The organism is Wolbachia endosymbiont (group A) of Epagoge grotiana, assembly GCF_947251775.1.
Lineage (GTDB): Bacteria > Pseudomonadota > Alphaproteobacteria > Rickettsiales > Anaplasmataceae > Wolbachia > Wolbachia pipientis.
Genome location: NZ_OX366387.1, coordinates 592,081 through 608,849, shown reverse-complemented (window position 1 = coordinate 608,849; position 16,769 = coordinate 592,081). Strand labels below are relative to the sequence as shown.

The window sequence follows — 16,769 nt, the reverse complement described above, 5'->3', positions numbered from 1 at the left end:
AAAGATTGGTAACATTACTTGAATAGAGACCGTTATTGTAATTATGCCGAAACGCACAGATATAGAATCTATATTAGTAATAGGAGCAGGCCCAATAGTTATAGGTCAGGCATGCGAGTTTGATTATTCCGGAACGCAAAGCTGTAAAGTATTAAAAAGCGAAGGTTATAAAGTCATTTTGGTTAACTCCAACCCCGCAACTATAATGACAGATCCTGAGTTTTCTGATGCGACGTATATTGAGCCGGTACTGCCTGAAATCATAGAGAAAATTATAATTAAGGAGAGGCCAGACGCAATATTGCCAACAATGGGCGGGCAAACAGCGCTCAATTGTGCAATAAAACTTGCAGATGATGGAGTGTTAGACAAATACAACGTAGAATTAATAGGGGTAAATAGAGAAGCAATAAAAAAAGCAGAGGATAGAGAGTTATTCCGCCAGTCCATGGATAGAATAGGACTGAAATACCCCAAAAGTATCATTATAAAAAATCAAGAACAAATAAAAAAGGCTTTGGACTACGTTGGATTACCAGCAATCATCCGTTCATCATTCACTCTTGGTGGCGCAGGTAGTGGTATAGCATATAATAAAGAGGAGTTTTTCAATATCGCAGAAAGTGCTCTCAAAATTTCGCCAATAAATGAAGTTCAGATAGATGAATCAATTATTGGCTGGAAAGAATATGAAATGGAAGTTATCCGCGATTGTAAAGATAACTGCATAATAGTCTGTTCGATAGAAAATGTTGATCCGATGGGAGTGCACACTGGGGATAGCATAACTGTTGCTCCTGCTTTGACTCTGCGTGACGTAGAATACCAACAGATGAGAAATGCATCTATAGCAGTGCTGAGAGAAATTGATGTTAGTGCCGGTGGTGCAAATGTTCAATTTGCAGTGAATCCTAAAGAAGATGGAAGCCTCGTTGTGATTGAGATGAATCCAAGGGTTTCTCGCTCTTCTGCACTTGCTTCGAAAGCAACAGGCTATCCTATTGCAAAAGTTGTAACTAAACTTGCTATTGGCTATTCGCTCGACGAAATACGTAACGACTGTGCTCCAATAATACCAGCAGCATTCGAACCAGTGATTGATTATATCGTCACTAAAATTCCTCGATTTGAGTTTGAGAAATTTAAAGGAACGAATTGTGAACTATCAACCTCCATGAAATCAGTGGGAGAAGTAATGTCTATAGGCCGCACTTTTAATGAGTCACTGCAGAAAGCTTTTCGTTCACTTGAAACTGATCTTACAGGACTTGATGAAGTGTTTCCTGAGAACATTGATATTGATCACGTAAAATCTCAATTAGCAAAATTGCTACCAAACAGATTACTGATTGCTGCTGACGCAATGCGCCACGGAATTAGCATAGAAGAAATAAATTCGATTACAGGATATGACTTATGGTTTCTGCAAAATATACAGCAAATTATATTAACTGAACAAAAAATCAAGGAAAATGGATTTCCTGGAACTGCGTACGAAATGTTAGAGCTGAAAAAAATGGGATTTTCAGATGCAAGATTAGCAAAGTTAAGTAATAGACCTACCTCTGTCATTCCAGTACCCTCTAATGTCATCCCAGTGCGTGACACTGGGATCCAGCCAGCGTTACACGCTGGAGATCGAGTAAAACAAATCGAAGAAATAAGAAAAAAATTTGGCATTAAACAAGTTTATAAACGCGTAGACACCTGTGCAGCTGAATTTGAATCAAGCACTGCTTATATGTATGGCTGCTATGAGGGTGATGTTGAAAATAAAACGGAATGTGAGGCGAATATTTCTGACCGAGAAAAGGTTGTCATTTTAGGAAGTGGTCCAAACCGCATTGGTCAAGGTATTGAGTTTGATTATGCATGCGTACATGCAGCTTCTGCCGCCAAAGAAATGGGGTATGAAACAATAATGATCAACTGTAATCCAGAAACTGTTTCAACTGACTACGATACCGCTGATCGTTTATATTTCGCCCCACTGATTGCAGAGGATGTGCTTGAAATACTAAGTAAAGAGCAAGAAAATGGCACACTGGTTGGTGTGATAGTTCAAATAGGTGGTCAAACACCTTTAAAGTTAGCCAAAGTGCTTAACGAGAGAGGTTTCAAAATTCTGGGAACTTCGTTTGATTCTATTGACCTTGCAGAAGATCGCATGAGATTTAAAAACCTTGCTTTGCAACTTAATTTAAAACAACCTGAAAGTTCTATCTGCCATTCAGTAGAAGAAGCGTTAACCAACGCAGAAAAGGTGGGGTTTCCACTAGTAGTCAGGCCATCATATGTCCTCGGCGGTCAGTCTATGTCGATTAGACACGATACTCAGAGCTTTAAAGAGTACGTCTTAGATCAAACTAAAATCTTTGAGCATGGTTCGCTGCTTCTTGATAAATTTTTAGTCAATGCAGTTGAGGTTGACGTTGATGCTGTATGTGATGGGGAAAAAGTTTTCATTGCAGCGGTCATGGAGCATATTGAAGAAGCTGGTATCCACTCTGGTGATTCAACATGCTCAATACCGACAAATACATTGAGTGACGAAGTAATAAAAGAGATCGAGCTCCAAACTGAGAGAATAGCATTAGCATTAAAAGTGAAAGGTCTGATAAACATTCAGTTTGCTGTTCAAGAGAATAGACCTCTTGCAGAACCTGTTTGTGATGAGAAATCTTTAGGAAAAGTGCAGATGAGCACCACAGAATACTCGAATGTATTTGAGGAGCGCAGACAAGCTTTGACGACAAAATTGCCTTCAGAAATCGAGTTATGCAAGAGGTCTAGTGATGTATACATACTTGAAGTGAATTTAAGGGCTAGTCGAACCGTTCCTTTTATTTCCAAGGTAATCAATATTCCTATTGCAAAGCTTGCCACTCAGGTTATTTTGGGTAAAAAATTGAATCAGGAAAACAAGCCTTTCAATCATTTTGCAGTTAAAGCTGCTGTTTTTCCATTCACGCGTTTTTCGGGAATTGATACTCTACTTGGTCCTGAAATGAAATCAACAGGAGAAGTGATGGGAATTGACTCATCATTTGAAGCTGCACTTGCAAAAACGCACATGGCTGCAGGATACAAGTTACCAACAGAAGGAACAGCTCTGGTTTCAGTAAAAGATGATGATAAAGAGTATATATTGCCTGTTGTACGAATGTTGAAAGAACTGAGTTTTGAAATATATGCAACCAAAGGTACAGCTTCTTATCTGAATAATAATGGCATTGCTGCACAAACTGTAAATAAAGTGAGAGAAGGCAGACCCCACATAGTTGATATGCTCAAAGATGGAAAAATAAATCTAGTGATCAATACCTCAAAAGGTGTGAAATCAGTTTCAGATAGCAAAGATATCAGGAGAACTGCTATTTTGCAAAATATAGCTTACAGTACCACAGCTTCTGGGAGTAAAGCGTTAGTGCTTGCAATTCAATATGTAAAGAATAGCAAATTGGAAGTGAAATCATTACAGCAGATACAAAACGGTTAAATATCAAAACTAGAATAATTCACTCTCAAAATGCTAAAGAGAACATAATAAAAAGATGGAAATTTTGAAGGAAATAGTATACCTAAAGAATCAACTAGCGTAATTGAACAGCCAAATGCTGCAACGAATACTCCACAATCTTACCTAGAGGACACTTCCCTTATATGTTAAGAACAAGTCTTTATAAATATCAAAGTAGTGATATTAAAGACACACAGAGAAGAGGAACCGTCACGCCCCTTGATTATAAGAATCGTTGTTCAGCAAGGTTCTCTTCTCTGGTTTATTATACTGAAAGTTCCGAACAACTGATTGAGCTTTTAGGCTCGTATATAAGGCTGGAAAATGCAGTATATGTTATTATTACGGAGGAATTATGAATTCATCAAACATTATTGCTGGCATTGATGTTAGCAAAAGTAAATTAGATCTCCACATTCACCCACTTGAGCATTATAAAATATTTGAAAACAATGTACAATCCATTGATGAAATGCTGGACTTTTTACGTTTGCATAATGTAACCAAAATTGGTCTTGAGGCAACTGGTGGATACGAAAAATTATGTGCCTATACTTTACTAAGCAATGGTTTTGAGGTGTACGTCATTCAACCAAGGTGGGAGAGACTATGCTAAAAGCCTTGGTATTACTACAAAAACTGATAAAATAGACTGCAGTATCATCTCACGTTATATTAATAATACAGATATGCGTGTTACTCCTTTAACAGTTAGTAATGGTAATATTGATTGCTTGAAACAAAAATTATCTCGTAGAAACCAACTTGTAGAAATAGCAAAAATACAAAAAACCCAAATCCAACAGGTAACTGATACATCTATAATCAAACAAATAGAGGAACTTCTTGCAATTTTACGTAATCAAATTAAAACTTTAGAAGATGAAATGATTACATTTATCGATCAAAACCAAGAGCTTAAAAGAAAATATATATCAATAACTATATAGTAGCGGGATGACGGTTTTTCAAATTATCGGTAAATCTAAGTCAGTTTAGCTATAGGCAGCAATTTTCTGTATTTATTTTAAATTGAAGAAAGCTCAAATGAAAGATCGTGTTTTGCTAAAAATCACAGAATGCAGTCTGGTTACTATTTAAAAGGATATGTTCAAAAAACTGTGTCAAATCAACTCATACACTTCATTACCAACTTCATGATGAAGTTCCGCAGTTGGATGGAAATAATCAAAAAAGAAATAATCCTTTAGTGTTTCTTTGCTACACCCAGGGTTATAGTGAACGTCAAGTTCCCCTTTAAATATCAACTTTAAGAGTATTTTTATATTTTCTTTAAATCTCCCAACTTGGTCTGCAATGTTCGATGTGCATGCATCTTGACAATTTAAACCTTTGCTCTTGTATTCGCTAAACATACTTCTCATTTTAGAGTTAAGATCAAATGCTTTTATTTCAAGATTTGTACTTTTCTTCATATAATCTAAGCCTTTAGCCAGTTTTGCATTGAAACTCTCCGTGAGCTTTGTAGCTAGTTCCCTTGCTTCTTCATCTCTATTAAAAGCTGGTATTGAGCCAACTTCAGGTGCATTTGCAACAACTACATGCTTAACACCATGTTCATTTAGAACCTTAAGTGCATTACATATTTCACTCACTGCTTGTTCCAACACTTCTTCCGCTTTAGTATCGTCATAAGCAGTGGCAACCATAACATCATTTCCGCCGATTATGATGCAAAATAAATCTTCTTTACCTATATCTGGATGATGTTTAATTACCGCATCTAGCTGGTTAGCTAAACGAAATTTATTGAAGAAATAAGAAAAAATAGGGTCAAAAATTTCAGATGCTGTTGCATATGAAACTGCGTAATTCTGACCTTGCTGTTCGTGGCATCTCCCAAAAAATGAATAACTCCACCCAGGTTTAAATTCATCTAAATCTAAATATTTTGCTATATATTCAACAGCAGTAGGGCCATTGCTAAAAGATCTTCCTTGATAAAAAGGATCATCAAATTTTACGCTTTTTGCAAAGGATAAATTATTTAAAATTCCAATGATTGCGCCATTATCGGATAAGCTATCACCCAGAACATAAAAATTTCTATACTTTGAATTAGAATTGTCATTTTTGTTTGTCATAATATTTACCGTAGATTAGCATGTTGTTTCATTAGATTCATAGAAAAAGAAAAATAGCGGTGAAATTATACAACTTTGGCCTAACTTGCTCTCCACTTTTTCCGGGCAAAATCAGCTTCTTCTTAACTTGACACGTATACTTAAAAGAACCCTCTAAGTTTTCTAGCACGGCTTGGATGTTTCAACTTGCGCAGTGCTTTTGCCTCTATTTGCCTAATTCTCTCACGTGTTACATTAAAAATTTTTCCTACTTCTTCTAAGGTATGTTCCTTCCCATCTTTACCAAGGCCAAAACGCATTCTTAAAATTCTTTCTTCCTTTGGTGTTAAAGTTGCAAGAACATTGGTTGTAATGCCACGCAAGTCAGCAAGTATTGCAGCATCCTCTGGCCTGGAGACTCGCTTGTCTTCTATACAATCACCAAAGGTACTACTATCATCTTTTCCTGTTGGAGCTTCAAGACTTACTGGATCCCTTGCTATTTTCATAACTTTGCGTATTCTTTCCAGTGGCATTGTCAGTTCTACACTCAATTCCTCTAACGTCGGCTCTCTTCCCATCTCATGAGTCATCTTTCTTAATGCTCTGTTGATTTTACTGATAATTTCCACCATATGAACTGGTATTCTAACTACTTTAGACTGCTCAGGTATTGCTCTAGTGATTGATTGTCTTACCCACCAAGTGCCATAAGTTGAAAATTTATATCCACGTTTGTAATCAAACTTATCCACGGCCTTCATAAGACCAATATTGCCTTCTTGTATCAAATCAAGCAGATCAAGGCCTCTTTTTGAATACTTCTTAGCAATGGAAACTACTAGCCTTAAGTTAGCCTTAATCATTTCTTGCTTTGCTTCAGAGACTTCTCGTTCGTGTTTTTGTATTCTCTTGATTAGCTCCTTAAATTCTTGTACGTTATCTTCCTGTATATGCTGCTTAATACCGTTCAAGGTACTAGCTATATGTTCAGAGTTATTGTCTATAAACCTTAAAAATTTGTTTTTTAATTCACCTGTAAAAGAGGACTGATTTTCATTGATCTTTAAAAGACTTATCTTTTTCAATTCGTGCTTTAAAAGCACGTCATCATAAACTTTATAGAAACTTTCTCTATCGATATCGTATTTTCTAGCCTCAGCAATAAGATTAGCCTCTTCAAGCGTAATGGATCTATTTATCTTATAAAGTTCTTGTGTAATTCTGGCAACAGCAGCATCACTTAACTTAATTTGTAATGCTATAGACCATATTTGATTATACAAATTTTCTAGCTCATTAGAGAAATTTTTAGAATTTTTTCTTAATATCAACGCTTCATTTGTTAAAGTAATTATCTCATCCAATGCAACTATGACCTTTGGCAATAAGTCACTTTCCATTTCAAGAATAGAAACATTTAAATTGACTGAACTTATATCTTCATTATTACCGTCTTTCTCATCATCACTTTTTTTACTATCTTTCTCATCATCACTACAGTACTCAGCATCTTCAGAAACATCCTCAGAATCCTCAACATCTTCAGCACTTTCTTCACTCTCTTCACTTTCTTCTTTGGGTACCACATTAAAATCAGAGTTATAAATTGCATCCAGATCTATAATTTCTCTCAGTAAGAGAGCTCCATTACTTAAATCATCACGCCATACTTTTATCACCTTTAATGTTACTGATGTTTCAATTATTGCACGTAACATGTTATGCTTTTCAGATTCAATTTTTTTTGCTATCTCGATTTCATCTGCCCTTGATAAAAGCTTTACGGAGCTCATGTCTTGTAAATAAATCCTCACTGGATCATCATTTTGTACTAAAGTTGCAGTAACATTTGGCGATGTGTCATCATCATCAAGTTTACTATCATCACTGTTGGAAGGAATATCTTCTTCATCTTCGCTACTTTCAAGCACATTAATTCCGGAATCCTGCAATAAAGATATAGCATCATCTATAAAGTCAGACGAAAAATTTTCATCTGATAATTTATCATTTATATCATCAAAGGTGATAAAACCACCCTTTTTTATACTCTTAGTTACCAGATCTTTGATAATTTTTTTCTTATCTTCTGCATCATTAATAGTTGACATCATTACCTTTATAGTTTATAATTTTATTTCTTATTAACAAACAAACTTACAACGAGCAAGTCTATAATTTTACTTTTAACTTGTGGCTATTTGTTACTTCATATAGTTTAAGATACTGTTAATTTATGTACACTTGTCTTAATCGATTGTTCCATACTTTTCTTCCATTTTTACTGCTATGGATAATCCAACTGAAAATGTTGCAATTCCAACCACTATAGCAGTAAGCATTAAAACATGGGGTATAGGATTGCTATATGAATAAAAATTTGAAACCAATATAGGAGGCAAGGAACTTTTTATATATCCTAGAGATATGTAAAATAACAAAACAGATGCTTGGAAGACGCTTACCCCTATCATTTTCTTGATTAAATTTTTATCGTTTATAATAATATATAAACCTAGCACCATTAATACAATAATAATCGTATAATTATATAAAGTCATTGTTTTTTCCTACGAGCAAAATTTATATATATAATTAACATAGAGGAGCAGACAGTAAATGCTACACCTAATTCCACCAAAAAAATACCTAATTTTTGACCGGTTCTATTATTGGTTAACAAGATATCATAAGATAAAAAATTTTGGCCAAGTAAAGTTGTTGCAACGCCCGTTCCTCCATAAATTAAAATACCTAACACGTTAGTCAATCTAATCACAGAATAAGGTATTGCTTTTAGAGTTGTAGATACACCAAATAGCATTGAATATAATATTATCCCGGAGGCAATAATTATTCCTGCTTGAAAACCTCCACCCGGAGTGTAATCACCGTGAAATTGTATGTATAAACCAAATAAAATGATAAAAGGTATCATCAAAAATGTTACTGCATTTAATATCGGATCTTTAATCATTTTCTTTTTCTTCTTTTAATATCAACGTTATACAAAGCGCAGCAGTAAAAACTACTATAGTTTCTCCAAACGTGTCATAACCACGAAAGCTTGCCAAAATAGCTGTCACTATATTAGGAATACCGGTAGCTTTTTCGGTATTTTCCACATAATAAGGAGCAACATGCAAGTGGATCGGAGCATTGTGGCTGCCAAAATCTGGCAATTGAATCATAAAATATGACAAACATACAGCCAGAAATAACATAAAAAAAAGCGTTATAGGGTTATGAGATAGATTTACTTTATGATTCTTTATCAAGGAGAGTGCTGCAAACGTAAAAACTGTACTGAGCCCCGCACCAACAGAAGCTTCAGTAATTGCAACATCAGGTGCATTCATAATTAAGTATATAAGCGCAATCAGTGAACTAAATACACACATTAGAACAGCACTTACGACTAAATGTCGCGAGAAAACTATAAAAACCGTAACTGTTAGTAACAACAAAAGTAACACTACATTTAATATTTCTAACACCTTAGCCTTCTTTAACAGTTTTTTTCTTAACTTTATAATGAGTGCGCGCTAAAATATAGCTATTAGTTGAGTTAGCTACCCATATTATAAAAATTAATAATACTATTTTAACAGTATTGATTGAAAATCCATTCTGCAAAGCAAAACCAATTAACAATAACGTTGCACCGCTAGAATCTGTAATACCTGCTGCATTTAACCTAGTATAGAAATCAGGAAATCTGATCACCCCTATATTTGAAATAATTATCAAACAAATACCTAAAAATATGAAAATGGATCCTATCATAAATTATCAAAACAACATTAATCTCATTAGTGCTATAGTTGATATAAAGCTAACGCTAGCATACAACAATGCTATATCAATTAAAAAAAAATTATTCAGAATGATTGATATTGCTGTTATAAGTACAACTACTTGCGTTGAGAAATTATTGAACGCTAAAACCTTATTGTACACATCATTTGACTTAGACACTATGCAACACAACATTACACTCATACAGAACAACAGTGTATAGATAGCAATGCAAATCATTTAAAGACTATGTGACTTCAGTAGATTTCTAAACGGATACTTCTTCATCGCCATCTTGATCATTTATTTCATCATCTATTTCACCATCCACTTCATAATCTTGGCTTTCTTGACTTGCATCAAGATCTGTGTTATCAGAAAAATTTAATAAATTCGCTAGCTTACTTGTATTACTGCTGTAAACATTATTCATATTTCCTTTCATGTATTCCTTGCATCTACCTACCAAAAGGCTAAACAGCTCATGAGTATCCACCTGTTTTCCTGCTATTTCATGTAAGGAAACTATGGTATTTTTATGACCTTTAAACTTAGCTGCTTGAATTGGATTACTTGCCCCTGTATTTAAATCATGTGTTCTTTGACTTGCCAACAGAACCAATTTGAAACGGTTACTTACCCGTTCTATACACTTTTCTACAATAGACTCAGCCATAAGATACTACCTTAATAAGTTTTATACTATATCACAAAAAACAAGTTGTCAACTTTGTATCTATTGCGATTCAACTTCATGTTTTACTTTTTCTGCCTCAGATTTTATTTCTTGGCTTTCTGTCATCGTGATTGTTATCTCATGATCAAGTTTTTTTAGAAATCCTAACAATCGCTCTAAAGAAAAACCATCTATTTTACCATTTTTAATTTGCGATACCTTTGGCTGATCAATACCAAGTTTCTCAGCTGCAAAAGCCTGAGTCCAAGCATTTTTTTCTATAATTTTATTTATTATATAAAGCAACTTTGTTTTTATTCCTGCACTGTCTAAGTTATTTAACGATATTATTTCCATAATTCTTACACTCACATATCAATTAACTTTATTAAATATTATAACATAATATTTAATATACCAAGATATTAATATCATGTAACTTGTCAATAATTATATGATATCAATATTTAAAACTTTAAGTTGATTATATATTAATATTTTTATCAAATTTCTAGTAATTTTAAATTACCATTTTACCATCAGTCTATCTGAAAAAACCATTTATAGAAAGAACAAGCTAAGATTACAAAGCTTGAAATACAAAAATAATTATTTTATAAATTTATCTTACATAAGAAGTTTATATCTCTATATCTTAATATAAATATTTATTTAAATTTTTAAAATTTCTATTTTAACGAGAATTCTATATATTATATTTATAATATAATTTAAATATTTGTTGCTTTTTAGCTGGAACATTATTTAGTTAGTAAGTAAAATTGTGTTGAATATGACAAAAATAAAAAAAGATATTGCTGTTATTATGGGAAGTGAGTCAGATTACACCACTATGGTCCATACCGTTGATATGTTAAAAGCATTAGAAGCTTCACATGACATATTCATAATATCTGCACATAGAACGCCAGAAAGGCTCTTCAATTTTGCTAAATCTGCACAAGAAGAAGGTTTTAAGGTTATTATAGCTGGTGCAGGAGGTGCAGCTCATTTACCTGGTATGGTTGCGTCACTAACTTGTTTACCAGTTATCGGTGTTCCTGTGCATAGTAAACAATTAAATGGGCTGGACAGTCTACTCTCTATAGTTCAAATGCCAAAGGGTGTTCCAGTTGCAACCATGTCTATAGGAGAAAATGGAGCATATAATGCTGCCATTACTGCCGTATCTATATTGTCAATTTCCAACAGTGAAATTGCAGGTAGGTTAAAAAAGTGGAGAGAGAAACAGACCAAAGAAGTAAAAGAAAAACCAGTTTCATAATAAATCTATGGCAATAATTCTTTTAGACACAAAAACCATAAACCGTATAGCAGCGGGGGAGGTGATAGAAAGGCCAGCAAGTGTAGTAAAGGAATTAGTGGAAAATGCAATAGATGCTGGAAGTTTAGAAATAGAGATTAAAATAGAAAGTGGTGGGCGTAACCTTATTATTGTGACAGATGATGGTAACGGAGTAGAAAAAAACGATTTAGAACTTGCGTTTATGCGCCATGCTACTTCAAAATTGAGCGACAATGAGTTGATAGAAATCAAGCATCTTGGCTTTAGAGGAGAAGCTCTGCCTTCAATAGCAGCAGTAAGTAGGATAAAATTATCGTCTAAGGCAAGAGAAGCAAGTGAAGCATGGTCTATAAGTTATGAGGGTGGAGAGAAAATAGGGGAGCAAACTCCTTACTCTTTATCACAAGGGACACATATTGAAGTACGAGATTTGTTTTTCGCTACCCCAAATAGACTAAAATTTCTAAAAACCGAAAGAGCAGAAACTCAAAGCATTGTTGATATTGTAAACAACCTAGCAATGATTAACTATCATATAGGGTTTACTCTCACTTCAGGTAATAAAAAGCTCTTAAAATACGCTAAGCAGACTTCGTTATTTCATAGATTGTGTGAACTAGAAGAAGAATTTCAGGGCAATTCTTTGGAGGTCAATGAAGAAGAAGACGACATTAAACTTACGGGACACATCTGTAAGCCGACCGTCAATCGTGGTAAGTCCACTCAGATCTATACGTTTGTTAATGGAAGGCCAATTAAAGATAATTTACTTATTGGCGCAGTTAGGTATGCATATCATGATTTTATTCCAAGCGATAGGTATCCTTTTGCAGCGTTACATTTAGAGATACCTTATGATCAAGTAGATGTAAACGTGCATCCAAATAAGTCAGAAGTAAGGTTTCAGAATAAGAAGCTCATATATGAGATAATGACAAGAGGATTAATTAAAGCATTGTCAAGAAGGATAGGCACCTTTCCAGCGCATGACCAGAAAATGGATTCAACATTGCCAGATCCTTTTGATAAACCTAATGTTCAAAATGAAAGAAGGCCAAGTCCTTTTGAAAATCAACTAATAAAAGAATTTGCTTCTCCAAATGAAAAAGCAAAAGGCTTATCAGAACAGTCAAAATCGTTTGATTATACCGGCATACAGAAATTTCCAGCACAAGCGGAGGCTATGGTTCTAGAAAAAAAGGTGTTAGAGCAAGTTGATTTGATAGAGAGCCACCCGCTCGGGTTTGCACGCTGTCAGGTCTATAATACTTACATTATTGCCGAGGTAAGAGACAAATTGATTATAGTCGACCAGCATGCAGCCCACGAAAGGCTAGTATATGAATGCTTAAAACAAAAATCAAGTGTAAAAAGACAAAAACTACTTCTTCCTGAAACGGTTGAAATCAAAAATCAAGCCGGAATGGAGATGATTGAAGTCTATAAAGATAAGTTATTTGAAATGGGTTTTGATATTGAGATCAAACCAGAAAATAAAGTGATAGTAAAAGAAATCCCTGCAATTTTGGGAGCAATAGATGTGAAAGAGATGCTAATTAACATAATTGATAGATTAACGGAAATAGAAGATACATTGCCAGTAGAAGATAAAGTGAACAAAATATTGGCCACTATCGCTTGTTATGGATCAATTAGAGCGGGTAGAAAAATGAGATTAGAAGAAATGAATGTGCTGCTTAGACAAATGGAAAAAACCCCATATTCCGGGCAATGCAACCACGGAAGACCAACTTATATAGAAATGAAACTCAGTGATATTGAAAAACTTTTTGAGCGTAGGTAATGAGGTTGCCATAAATATGTAAGTGCTCCTTTCTCGTCATCCAAGTAGCTCATAGAAACGAAAAAACTTCCTTGACAAACTCCGTCAGCCCCCTTATCATGAAAGTGAAGCTATTTATTTATCTTCGCAATCTGTGCAGGTTAATGACAAAAAACTTAGGGTATTTGGCGTCTCATGTTTAATTTTTCGCACTACGTGCATCGCATGTCTTTAAAAATTTCTGGGTTTTTACCTATATAAGCCGAAACGCGCTTACAAAGCGTTTAAGACAGCAAAAAACGTCAAATTGACAAGGGAGAATTTGAATACTAGCTACCCTAGGGCTTCTTTGCCTTTTTTCCTGCTTGGTAAATTTCTTAAACACTTGCGGTGTAGGTTAGTTGCAAGTTAAAAGCAGCTAAATCGCTCTTAATCAAGCGTTTTAGAATAAAAAAAACGCCGATATTTTAGTACATGGTAAATAGCCAACCACCACGGGGCTTCTTTTGCCTTTTTTTTCGCTTAGTAAATTTCTTAATGTTTATAGCTAAACGACAACCGTCATCCCGCTACGTGTTAGCGGGATCTATGTTAAGAGATACCGCGAATGAATCGCGGTATGAAGTATAGAAACTAAAAAAGTTCTTTTTTAAAAAACTTAAGTTATACTTATAAGTATTTGATACTTTTTATAGTAATTATGTCGAGTTTAAGCTGCCTTTATGGTGATAATGCAGAATTTGTGGAAGAAATGTATAGCCGTTATCTGCAGGGCGATAAATCAATCGGGAAGGATTGGCACAGAGTTTTTTCAAGCAATTTAGAAGTTAATAAAGCAGAGACTTGCGGTGCACAACATGCAACTAAGGTGGATGATTCGGCTTCTGATTTGGCAAATTTCTTCAGATCTTATGGTCATCTTTTTGCAGACCTTGATCCATTATCGCCAAGTGGAAATAAAGAAATAGATTATCAGAAATATTCGAATCTATCTCCTACGGATGATACTAGAATCTATAGAGATATTTACTGCAAGAATATTGGCTTTGAATTTATGCATATCTCCTCTTATGAAGAGAAAATGTGGCTGCAGGAAAAGATCGAAAATCAAACCTATACGCTGAGCTCACAAGACAAAAAAGAAATACTGAGGCACTTGATCGAATCTGAGATGTTCGAACAATTTCTCCATATGAAATTTCCTGGGTATAAGCGTTTCTCTATCGAAGGTGGAGAGTCAGCTATCGTTGCAATTGAAAAAATCATTAGTGATTCTACGGTTTTTGGTATTGAAGAAATAGTCCTTGGCATGGCTCACCGCGGACGACTCAATGTTCTAACCAAAGTGATGGGGAAAGAATATGCGGCAATGCTGTCTGAATTTCAAGGCAATCTTGCATACCCAAGTGGTCTTGAGGTGTCCGGTGATGTTAAATATCACCTTGGTTACTCTTATGATCGAGCACTTTCAGGTGGCAAAAAAATACATTTAAGTTTATGCCCTAATCCATCTCACCTTGAAGCGGTAAATCCGGTTTTGGCTGGAAGAATAAGAGCAAAACAGAATATAAGATCTGTGCTTGGCATATCAATTCATGGTGATGCGGCTTTCATCGGTCAAGGAGTGGTTGCTGAAACTTTAACCTTAAGCAATATTGAAGGCTATAAAGTGGATGGCATTGTGCACATTGTCATTAATAACCAAGTTGGTTTTACTGCTAACCCATGTTGCGCACGATCCTCTTTTTATTGCACTGATATAGCAAAATCAATAGAAGCTCCAGTGTTTCACGTCAATGGAGATAACCCGGAAGCTGTGAGTTTTGCTACAAGTCTGGCGATGCAATATAGGCAGAAATTTAAAAAGGACGTAGTAATTGACATAATGTGCTACCGCAAATATGGCCATAATGAAGGTGATGAACCGAATTTCACTCAGCCACTTATGTATAAGGCGATATCAAAGCATAAAACTCCTGGAACATTGTATGAAGAAAAATTGACTGCAGAGAAAGTATTAGATGGCGATGAAGTAAATAAATTGCGCAGTGAATTCAGGGCAAAATTAGATAAAAGTCTTGCTGAATCAGCGGCTTACACTCCAAAAAAAGCTGACTGGTTCGGTGGAGTGTGGTCAAAATTAAGAAGAGCAAAGCTGAACGATTTGAGCGAATACTACACGGATTCTGGTGTTCCGCCAGATGAGCTGAAAAAATTAGGTGTGCGTATAAATAGCAATATCCCAAGTAACTTTAACATTAACAATAAGGTTAGAAAAATACTCGATGGCAGAATAGACAGCATAAATTTTGGTAGTAATATAGACTGGGCAACTGCCGAAAGTCTTGCGTTTGCATCACTGCTCACAGAAAGAATAGGAGTGCGTTTATCAGGACAAGACTCTGGTCGTGGAACTTTCTCGCACCGTCATTCAAGGCTTGTTGATCAGGTAACAGAAGAAGCATTTATTCCGCTAAACAATATAAATGAAAAGCAAGCTCACTTTGAGGTCATAGATAGCGCACTATCTGAGTATGCTGTAATGGGCTTTGAATATGGATATAGTCTTGATTCTCCGTATTCACTGGTGCTCTGGGAAGGACAATTTGGTGATTTTGCAAACGGTGCGCAAATTATGATCGACCAGTTTATCGCATCTGCAGAAACAAAGTGGTTGCGATCAAGCGGTCTAGTTTTATTGCTGCCTCATGGTTATGAAGGACAGGGACCTGAGCATAGCTCCGCACGTATAGAGAGATTTTTGCAACTCTGCGCAGAGGATAATATGCAGGTAGTTAATTGTTCCACTCCGGCGAATTACTTCCATGTCTTACGCAGACAAATGCATAGAGACTTTCGTAAGCCTCTGGTAGTGTTTACACCTAAATCGCTACTGCGCCACAAAAGAGCAGTATCTAACCTATCTGATTTTGAAGGAAAATTCCTCACAGTAATTCCAGAATGTAGAACAGGTTTAGTTTCGAATGATAAAATACGTAAAGTTGTAATATGCAGTGGTAAAGTTTATTACGACATATGTGAAGCACAAAAAATAAACGATATAGCAGTAATACGTTTGGAGCAATTCTATCCTTTTCCTGCAGATAAACTAAGTAATGAACTTGAAAAGTACAAAAACGCTGAAATTATATGGTGTCAAGAAGAACCAAAAAATATGGGAGGATGGTTTTTTGTCAACCCATTGATAGAAGAAGTGTTATCTAATCTCGATATCCAAGCAAAAAGACCTAAGTGTATCGCAAGACCTGCTGCTGCATCTCCTGCATGTGGTTATGTTAGTGTTCACACTCAGCAGCAGGAGGAGATTTTAAAGCAGGTTATGCAGGGGATCTAGCACAATTGTGCAAATATTGAAGCGAAAGCTGGCAAGCGAACATTGTTCATCAGATCTTGACGCTGGGCACTGCAGCCAGGCGCGATAGAAAACGTATCACACCAATCAAACCCTTTTGGTACTCAAGCAAATATAAAAGATTTTTATTCTATTAAAAAAAATTTAATTTTTATTAAAATTTTCATTTATTTTTATTTAAAAAGTAAACATTATTAATATTTACTTTAATTAATATAGGATATAT

At 35.1% G+C, this 16,769-nt stretch carries 13 protein-coding genes and 1 pseudogene; 5 read left to right on the top strand and 9 right to left on the bottom strand.

Features of this window, described 5'->3' with window-relative positions; genetic code table 11:
• Positions 1-43 precede the first annotated feature (43 nt).
• Both carB and OPR50_RS08750 read left to right on the top strand, forming a co-directional pair.
• A complete protein-coding gene (gene carB, locus OPR50_RS02835) occupies positions 44-3,499 on the top strand; it encodes a carbamoyl-phosphate synthase large subunit (protein WP_264339218.1) in 3,456 nt (1,151 codons plus the stop codon).
• Between the two features lie 376 nt (positions 3,500-3,875).
• A pseudogene (locus OPR50_RS08750) lies at positions 3,876-4,464 on the top strand (IS110 family transposase); the annotation flags it as partial.
• Positions 4,465-4,644: 180 nt separating this feature from the next.
• On the opposite strand, the gene OPR50_RS02820 reads toward OPR50_RS08750, so the two are convergent.
• The 9 genes from OPR50_RS02820 to OPR50_RS02780 all read right to left on the bottom strand — a co-directional run bounded on the left by OPR50_RS02820 (position 4,645) and on the right by OPR50_RS02780 (position 10,438).
• Positions 4,645-5,625 carry an SGNH/GDSL hydrolase family protein gene (locus OPR50_RS02820; protein WP_010082050.1) on the bottom strand — a complete coding sequence of 327 codons (981 nt, stop codon included), beginning with the start codon at positions 5,623-5,625 and terminating at the stop codon, positions 4,645-4,647.
• Between the two features lie 140 nt (positions 5,626-5,765).
• On the bottom strand, positions 5,766-7,718 hold the full coding sequence (gene rpoD / locus OPR50_RS02815; protein ID WP_264339220.1) for an RNA polymerase sigma factor RpoD: 1,953 nt from the start codon (positions 7,716-7,718) through the stop codon (positions 5,766-5,768).
• Between the two features lie 138 nt (positions 7,719-7,856).
• Positions 7,857-8,168: a cation:proton antiporter subunit C gene (locus OPR50_RS02810; protein ID WP_006279706.1), complete on the bottom strand. Its 312-nt coding sequence runs from the start codon at positions 8,166-8,168 to the stop codon at positions 7,857-7,859.
• A complete protein-coding gene (locus OPR50_RS02805) occupies positions 8,165-8,584 on the bottom strand; it encodes a Na(+)/H(+) antiporter subunit B (RefSeq protein WP_006279705.1) in 420 nt (139 codons plus the stop codon). Before OPR50_RS02805 ends, OPR50_RS02810 begins: the two co-directional genes overlap by 4 nt.
• The gene (locus tag OPR50_RS02800; RefSeq protein WP_015589497.1) at positions 8,577-9,104 is read right to left on the bottom strand and encodes a DUF4040 domain-containing protein; all 528 of its coding nucleotides are present in this window, start codon (positions 9,102-9,104) and stop codon (positions 8,577-8,579) included. Before OPR50_RS02800 ends, OPR50_RS02805 begins: the two co-directional genes overlap by 8 nt.
• 1 nt (position 9,105) lies before the next feature.
• On the bottom strand, positions 9,106-9,393 hold the full coding sequence (mnhG, locus tag OPR50_RS02795; protein WP_155969497.1) for a monovalent cation/H(+) antiporter subunit G: 288 nt from the start codon (positions 9,391-9,393) through the stop codon (positions 9,106-9,108).
• Positions 9,394-9,399: 6 nt separating this feature from the next.
• The gene (locus OPR50_RS02790) at positions 9,400-9,645 is read right to left on the bottom strand and encodes a monovalent cation/H+ antiporter complex subunit F (protein ID WP_007548527.1); all 246 of its coding nucleotides are present in this window, start codon (positions 9,643-9,645) and stop codon (positions 9,400-9,402) included.
• Positions 9,646-9,673: 28 nt separating this feature from the next.
• Positions 9,674-10,081 (bottom strand): DNA-directed RNA polymerase subunit omega, encoded by a 408-nt coding sequence (gene rpoZ / locus OPR50_RS02785; RefSeq protein ID WP_007548528.1) that lies wholly within the window; start codon positions 10,079-10,081, stop codon positions 9,674-9,676.
• Between the two features lie 60 nt (positions 10,082-10,141).
• Entirely contained in the window at positions 10,142-10,438 is a 297-nt protein-coding gene (locus tag OPR50_RS02780) for a helix-turn-helix domain-containing protein (RefSeq protein ID WP_010081926.1), read from the bottom strand.
• A gap of 436 nt (positions 10,439-10,874) precedes the next feature.
• Between OPR50_RS02780 and purE the strand changes: the two genes are divergently transcribed.
• The 3 genes from purE (at position 10,875) to OPR50_RS02765 (ending at position 16,525) form a co-directional block, all read left to right on the top strand.
• Entirely contained in the window at positions 10,875-11,366 is a 492-nt protein-coding gene (gene purE / locus OPR50_RS02775) for a 5-(carboxyamino)imidazole ribonucleotide mutase (RefSeq protein ID WP_174515715.1), read from the top strand.
• Positions 11,367-11,373: 7 nt separating this feature from the next.
• Positions 11,374-13,191, top strand: coding sequence for a DNA mismatch repair endonuclease MutL (gene mutL / locus OPR50_RS02770; RefSeq protein ID WP_265024239.1), 1,818 nt, complete (start codon positions 11,374-11,376; stop codon positions 13,189-13,191).
• A gap of 679 nt (positions 13,192-13,870) precedes the next feature.
• A complete protein-coding gene (locus OPR50_RS02765) occupies positions 13,871-16,525 on the top strand; it encodes a 2-oxoglutarate dehydrogenase E1 component (protein ID WP_265024238.1) in 2,655 nt (884 codons plus the stop codon).
• Positions 16,526-16,769: the final 244 nt, after the last annotated feature.